The sequence below is a fragment of the Fontimonas sp. SYSU GA230001 genome, assembly GCF_040066175.1.
In the GTDB taxonomy this organism is placed as follows: Bacteria; Pseudomonadota; Gammaproteobacteria; order Nevskiales; family Nevskiaceae; genus Solimonas.
The window spans coordinates 1-7,205 of the sequence record NZ_JBEAAM010000044.1 but is presented as its reverse complement, the minus strand read 5'-3'; the positions used below and the strand labels follow the sequence as shown (position 1 = coordinate 7,205).

Below are 7,205 nucleotides of genomic sequence, written 5' to 3'. Positions count from 1 at the left end.
CGCCTATCTCGCCGATCCCACCCTGGCTGACGCCATCCTCGATCGCCTCGTGCACAACAGCTATCGGCTCAACCTCACCGGCGAGTCGATGCGAAAGAGAAAGACCACGAAACCGGCTACGCCGAATTGACGGCCACCCACCAACCACTCAGAGTATTTCCGTCCCGATCACCACTGGACCGGCATGCCGCGGATTGCTGGACCGACATCGCGCGGAATCGTGGACCGACATTCGCGGAATGCGCAGGCAATGAATGGGTGGGAGAGTGTGTGGTCATGGCAGCCTCTTGGGAGCTTCGAGCAGCGTCATGGGAAGCAGGATAATCGAAATAAACGAATAGGCGAAATATTCGAAAGGCGGGAGGTCATCCCCAGCAGGCAACCAAAAAGACACCCATTAACACCCATTCGTGGGCAGGGCAGCCCTCCATGCGGCGAATGGCGCCCTATTCGCCGCATAATATGCGGGGAAAGACTTGCGTGTACGGAGATTGCGGTTCATAATCTCCGCATGAATAGCGGCGATTACAAATACATCTGGCAGTCCAAAGACTGGTCGAACTGGCACTTCGACCTGGCAGCGCTGGCCGGCCCCATGGCCGAGGTCAGCCGCGCCCAGGGGCTGTTGATGGGCCGTCTGGCCGACGTGGGAATGGCCCTGCGCGATCAGGCGAGCTTGGCGGCACTGACCGAGGACGTAGTCAAGACCAGCGAGATCGAGGGCGAGCAGCTCAACGTCGAATCCGTGCGCTCGTCTATCGCCCGCAGGCTGGGCGTGGACATCGGCGCGCTTGCGCCGGTCGATCGGCACGTCGAGGGCGTGGTCGAGATGGTGCTGGATGCCACGGCCAACTGCCAGGCACCGGTAACGCGGGAGCGTCTGTTCGGCTGGCATGCCGCACTGTTTCCTACAGGCTACTCCGGGCTCTCTAAGATCAAGGTCGGCGGCTGGCGCGATGACGCCGGTGGCCCCATGCAAGTGGTGTCCGGCCCCATCGGCCGCCAGCGGGTGCATTTCGAAGCGCCGCCCGCTGATCGCCTCGAGGCTGAAACCGGCCGCTTCCTCGACTGGCTGAATGGTGCGTCGAACGAACCGCCGCTGATCAAAGCTGGCCTTGGCCATCTGTGGTTCGTCACCTTGCACCCGTTTGACGATGGCAATGGCCGTATCGCCCGGGCCATTGGCGATCTGCTGCTGGCACGCGCCGACGGTAGCCCGCAACGCTTCTACAGTTTGTCGGCGCAGATCCAGCGCGAACGCAAGGCTTACTACGACATCCTGGAGCGGACCCAGAAACGGTCGATGGATGTCACCGAGTGGCTCGCGTGGTTCCTCGACACGCTTCATCGTGCCGTCGACCAGGCCCAGCACACGCTGGACGCCGTCCTGACGAAAGCCCGGTTCTGGCAGCGCTGGGCGACCATACCCTTGAATGAGCGACAGGTGAAGTTGCTGAACAAGCTGCTCGACGGCTTCGAAGGCAAGCTCACCAGCAGCAAGTGGGCGGCCATCGCCAAGTGCTCGCCGGACACGGCGCTGCGCGACATCAACGATCTGCTTGCGCGGGGTGTCCTGCGGAAATCGGATGCGGGCGGGCGCAGTACAAGCTATGTATTGGATGATGCTCCAACGGGGGAGCGCGCATGAAGAAAGACGCAGACGACGCGAAAAATGCCATCCCCAGCTCATTGTTGCTGCCCGCCCCAGATCCTTAATGGCTTGTTGCGGTGGGGCGCCGGAGCATCCGCCAGGCACTGGCTATCTGCGCAGTTGCGCCACTCGGTGAGCAGCCTGCGCGGCAACGCCGGCGCCCGGTTGTAGACGAGCCGTCACGATCCAGAGAAGCGGCGCATTGGCCGCTTCTGCCGGCCGTTGTGCATCAGTATCGCAGGCTCTTCACCTCGGCTATCCGACGCGGGTCTTCGTGTGCTTTCAGATTTTCCCGGCGCGCCGACGTGCCGCAGCACCGGCGAACAGGGCCAGCAGCGTCCAGGACAGACCGCCGCCGCCGCCCGTTGGCTCGGTTACGTCGACCGACACGGTGCGGGTCATGGCGCCCCCCAAGGGGGCGGTGCAGTACAGAGAGTATGAGTAAGACCCCGTGGGGGGGCTGAACGTCTCGGAGCCGGACAGCGGCTTGGCGCCGGTCCAGCTGCCGTCGGCGACGCAGTCCTGCGCGTTGGCGGCTTCCCAGCTGAGGGTCACGGACTGCCCGCTTTCGATGAGCGTAGCGCTGGCGGTGAGGTTCAGGGTCATTTCCCCGGTGAACGGTGGCTGCTCGCCGTCGCGCCGGCGCCGCTGCGGGTCCGCCGGTTCGAGCACGCCCCCCAGGCCGCGGACCGTCCAGGCGCCGCCGATGGCGTGGTATGAGGCATACTCCACATCGTCGCTGTGGACCCCCCCCTGCAGGGTCCCCAGGTACAGGTGTTCGCTGCTGAACAGCCCGCTGCCGGAACTGCCCTGCCAGGACTGCCCGATGCTGCCCTCGGCCATGGTGTCGACATCGACGCGGAGGTCGGGGCAGTACGTATACGGGCAGTTTCCGGTCTGCTCATCCCTGTACACATTCCTGTACACATACTGTTTCGGTGAACTGAGGTACTGCTTGGGCGCCGCCCCGCCGTGGTGGATGCCGTAGACCACGCCCTGAGGGGCCTGGTCGCGCGCGTCGTAGCCGGCGAGCCAGGCGTTGGCCTGTTCGCGCGGCCAGCCATTGAGTTCGACCAGCCAGATGTCGTTGCTTGCGACGCTGAAGACGTGCCGCGCGCCGCTCTGCTCGGATTGGTAGACATCCAGCGCGCTGTAATCGCCCGTCCTCGGATCGCCGCAGGGGACTTCGGCCCTCCAGTAGACACGGATGTTCTGGGCGCTGCTTTCGGGTTCAACGTCCGGATCCTTGCAGTGATCGGCGGTGATCAGCAGCGGCCGCGCCGCGCCGTCCTCGCCCGCACGGTTGTTGATCAGGGTCGCGCTGCACATTGCATACCCTCCGACCATGATCTCGGCCACCGCCCGGGCGTTGGGTTCGTTTTCCGGGGTGCGGTGGCAGTCGTAGCTCTCGAACTGACGCTCGGAGGACTTGGGCACGATCGGCGCGTCGGCGATGCGCAGTCCGGTGATCGCCAGATGCGGATCGCCGCCGCGCGCCGGCGCGGTCATGACCAGCATGATCGTCTCCGTCCCGGTGTGCGCGGTGACGTATCGCTGCTTGCTGCGCAGCAGGATCTCCCTCCCCGCCGACAGCTTCGCGCCGGGCACCGCCGTGAAGCTGAGTTCCGCCGCCAGACTGGACGCGCCGGGCACCCGTATGCTCAGCGCCCAGCGCCGCACATCCCCGGACGTGGTCCAGACGCCGTCGCGGCGCGAATCCAGGTCCACGGCGTACGGGAAGGCGATGACCTTGACCCCCGGCGGCGCGGCCTTCTTGGCCAGCGGCGCGTACCATGGATAGTCGATCACCACCTCCGGCGCGGCGGGAGAGGCCCGGGCGTGTAGGGGGATCGACAGCGCCATGAGCGTGGCGATGGCGGCGCCTAGCTTGGATATATGCATAAGTCAACTCCCGGGCCGCGGCCCATAAACCCAGATTGGGTGTGTGTACCACACCACAAGGACTGACGAGCGACAATATTCCAGCGGATCGTGTGGGGGGCTGCTGTGTCCCGTGTCAACGTGCGAGGACAGCGGCCGATCATGGACGGCGCGATGCCTCATTATGGATGCCGTCGTGTTTTGTGACGATGCCTCCATCGTCCCCCATTGAACAGGCGCAGCGCCGTGAGCCCGGCTTATCCTTGGGGACGAGGCCGCAGGAGTTCCCATGAAGTCGAGGAAGGCAGTCTTTGGATGGGCGTTTGGTCTGGCCGCTGTGGTCAGTCTGCCGATCGCCGCTCAGCAGACCGGTCGGATCGCCGAGATCCCGGAGATCTCGCCGGAGATCAATTCCGGACGCGGCCCGGCGGGTGGGCAACCCAATAGCGCGCCTCCGACGACGCGTTCGGTTCGCTGCGGTGACGGTTTCTGCTCGGCGGGGGAAAGCGCCGCGAGCTGCCCGGTCGATTGCCCGGGGGCATATGGGGCCTGCGGTTCGGCGAACAATACCCTCGTCGATTCCTTTCCGACGGGCACGGCGGCCTGCGATCCCGGCCAGGCCACCACGCAGAACGGCGATGGCGTCGGCAACGACGGTACCTATAACTGGTACTGTCTCGGCGCGAGCGGAGGTTCCCCGGAGTGCATGGCACGGCGTGCGGTTCAGCCGGCCTGCGGGGCCGCGAACAATACGGGCGTGATGACCTATCCGACCGGATCGTCCGCCTGCGCCACGGGCACGCAGAGCGATATCGATTCCGCCGGGACCGACGGCAGGTACGACTGGAACTGCGTCGGCATCAACACGCCGGCGACCGCGCAGTGCCAGGCGACCAATCTGGCCGCGCCGCCGGTGTGTCGCTCCTACACGGGGACGTATGCGTCCGAGCCGGCGACCAATGACGCGACCGGCTGCGATCGCGGGACGTTCAGCAATGCGGCCGATACGTCTGACACCTGGAACTGGACCTGTCGCAATCCCAACACCGGCGTCTCCGTCAACTGTTCGGCCATGAAGCCGGCGCCCGTGATCGACTTCAGCGGCACGCCGACGAGCGTCACCCTGGGATCAACTGTCAGCTTGACCTGGTCGGCTCTGTACGCGACGTCCTGCTCGTCGGGACGTGACTGGGGCGTTGCGGGCAAGGCGGTCAGCGGGTCCGAGACGATCACACCGTCGCCTGCCGGGACGCGCGTGTATCGCCTGACCTGCAGCAACGACTCCGGATCCACTTTCCGTGACGTGACCATCACGGTCAGCTCGTCGGCGCCGACGCCGGCGCCGACGCCGGCGCCGACGCTGGGTCCGCCGCGGATCGACAGCTTCACTGCCGACCGATCCACGGTGACCAGCGGCGATGCCATTAGCCTGAGCTGGTCCACCACCAATGTGACCGGGTGTGTGGCCGGCGGCCAGTGGAGTGGCCCCAAGGGATCCGCCGGTATCGCGAATGGGGTTTTCCCGTCGACGCCGCCGCCAGGCAGCCGCACCTATAACCTGACCTGCGGCAACGGCTCCGGACAGAACGTCAGCGCCTCGGTGGTCGTGAATTACGTCGATCCGCCGAGCGTGACCATCGCGGCGAACCCGACGTCGATCAGCCTGGGCAGTTCGACGACGCTGACATGGAGCACGAATGCCTGGGCGACGTCCTGTACGGCCTCGGCCACGGCCGGCGCGGGTTCGTGGAGCGGCGCCAAGTCGACCGGCAACGGCCAGTCGCTGGCCGTTTCGCCGACCACCTCGGGCACCAAGACCTATACGCTGACCTGCTACAACGCGGCCGCCACGTCCCGTTCGACCTCGGCCACCGTGACAGTCGGCAGCGCGTCGTCGACGCCGGCGCCGACGCCGGCAACCAACGCCTGCGGCGTGGTGGGGGCGCCCGTGTCCTGGGGGCCATCCAACTATTGCACCGGTGTCGTACCCAACGATCCGGACGGTCACTGGCCGATCCTGGTTCGCGATACTGTGAGCAGCGGCAATGGCTACACCGGCCAGATGACGTTCAACTGCAGCGGGAACACAAGCAGCTACACGCTGTACCAGGATCCGCGGCCCGGGGACGGCTGCACGCCGCCGACGCCGACGCCGCAGCCGACGCCGACGACGCCGACGCCGACGCCGCCGCCGACGACGCCGACGCCGCAGCCGGCGCCGACGCCGACGCCGACGCCGACGCCGACGCCGCCGCCGGGAGCGGGTTGTACTGTGTATGCGGTCGCCGGGGCAGTGGGTCAGACCACGCCGACGCAGAATTGGCGGTGGGCCGAGGACGGCGGGCCTTCGGACGGCGAAGATGCTCAGCGCAAAGGCATGCCATATCAGCCGACGAATACTGACCTAAAGGTTTTCGTGACGACGGACAGAGCGTGGTTTGATGCACCGCAGGTCAATGGCTCTCGCAGCCGCGGCCGCCTGTCTCTGCAAGCGAACGTCGAGCATACCGGCGGCGTGATTTTTTCAATGATACGCAACCGCTTCCATGACAAGGGCGACGAAGACGACGCGTGGAGAACCGACATTCTGGCCAGGTGCAACAACGGCGCCATCACTCTCAGCACGCTGAAAAACGATGAGCCAACGAGCAACTCCGATCGATATACCAACATCAAAAACAGGGATCGTGAGGTCTATCTCGGCGGCGAGGCCGACGATGACAACACTTACCAGGCAGGGATGTACGCCACGATTTACCCGGCCGGGTCTTGTTTCAACGTCCCGACACTAGACAAAATCTGGCGCGACACTTCATCCGGTCTGGTGTGTGAAGGGACTCGTCCCGGTGGGGATAGCATCCGTGGCGGAGACTATGCGACCGTGATAACCCCTATGAGTAATAGGTGTCCGGGACGATCATTGCGCACCAGGCGACCATCCACTCGATGTCGGGAGAGTTCGGGTAGTAGTCGATGGACAGGATCAAGCATCTGTTCTCCTGACGCATGGACAGCACGGACAGGAGCGCGCGGCCGAACGCGGCTGTCGCCAGTGCGAGTTCGACGGGATCGCGGAGGTCGACGGCGACTGCGAGGCGGCGGCCGCTAAAGTGCGGGGCATTGGCGTAGACGGGAAAGACGCCTTGTTCCACCTGGAATTCGACGGCGATGCATTGGTAGGGCAGGCGGGCCGAATCGTCGTCCAACATTGTCGAGAAATCCATGTCCATGGGCGTGCCGAAGACGGCGCCGTTATCCGGAACCAGGAATTTCTGTGATCGTCGCAAGGCATCAATGGCCCACAGGAGCACACTATGAGTCATCGGGAACATCTCGCCAAGCAGCGCGGCGGAGCGTTCGAGTGAGGGGATGGCCTTGGATGCGTAATTAAGCATTTGACTCGCGCGAGCGGACTGATGCGCACCATAGCATCAAATGCGACGCGCGCGAACAAATGGGCGGATCGTGCGATGGAGTGTCTGTATAGGCGGTGGTGGTGGGGCGGCAGCCTGCGCCAAACCTATATAACTCAGCGCCTTAGAACCGCCGCAAACTCCTGCGGAAAGGTGCGGAAGGGCCTGTCTGAATTTTTGTGTGTGAAGCGATTTCACACGGTACCTCGGACGAAGCGATCGCCGTAGGCGATCGCGAACTGATTCATGGCTTCACGCCA

At 64.8% G+C, this 7,205-nt stretch carries 4 protein-coding genes; 3 read left to right on the top strand and 1 reads right to left on the bottom strand.

Annotated elements, in window-relative coordinates:
* Positions 1-130: ATP-binding protein (locus tag AAG565_RS15590; RefSeq protein ID WP_348820568.1), on the top strand; the 130-nt coding region annotated here is incomplete at its 5' end.
* Between the two features lie 381 nt (positions 131-511).
* Positions 512-1,648 carry a Fic family protein gene (locus AAG565_RS15585; protein WP_348820567.1) on the top strand — a complete coding sequence of 379 codons (1,137 nt, stop codon included), beginning with the start codon at positions 512-514 and terminating at the stop codon, positions 1,646-1,648.
* 285 nt (positions 1,649-1,933) lie between these two features.
* On the opposite strand, the gene AAG565_RS15580 is transcribed toward AAG565_RS15585, so the two are convergent.
* Positions 1,934-3,514, bottom strand: a complete 1,581-nt coding sequence (locus AAG565_RS15580) for a hypothetical protein (protein ID WP_348820566.1) — start codon at positions 3,512-3,514, stop codon at positions 1,934-1,936.
* Positions 3,515-3,821: 307 nt separating this feature from the next.
* Here AAG565_RS15580 and AAG565_RS15575 point away from each other — a divergent pair, with 307 nt between their 5' ends.
* Positions 3,822-6,641 carry a hypothetical protein gene (locus AAG565_RS15575; RefSeq protein WP_348820564.1) on the top strand — a complete coding sequence of 940 codons (2,820 nt, stop codon included), beginning with the start codon at positions 3,822-3,824 and terminating at the stop codon, positions 6,639-6,641.
* The last annotated feature ends 564 nt before the right edge of the window (positions 6,642-7,205 follow it).

What these genes read in the sequence shown, in the direction of transcription:
- AAG565_RS15585 (WP_348820567.1), top strand. Translation starts at nt 512, where the DNA reads ATGAATAGCGGCGATTACAAATACATCTGGCAGTCCAAAGACTGGTCG.
- AAG565_RS15580 (WP_348820566.1), bottom strand. Translation starts at nt 3,514, where the DNA reads ATGGCGCTGTCGATCCCCCTACACGCCCGGGCCTCTCCCGCCGCGCCG.
- AAG565_RS15575 (WP_348820564.1), top strand. Translation starts at nt 3,822, where the DNA reads ATGAAGTCGAGGAAGGCAGTCTTTGGATGGGCGTTTGGTCTGGCCGCT.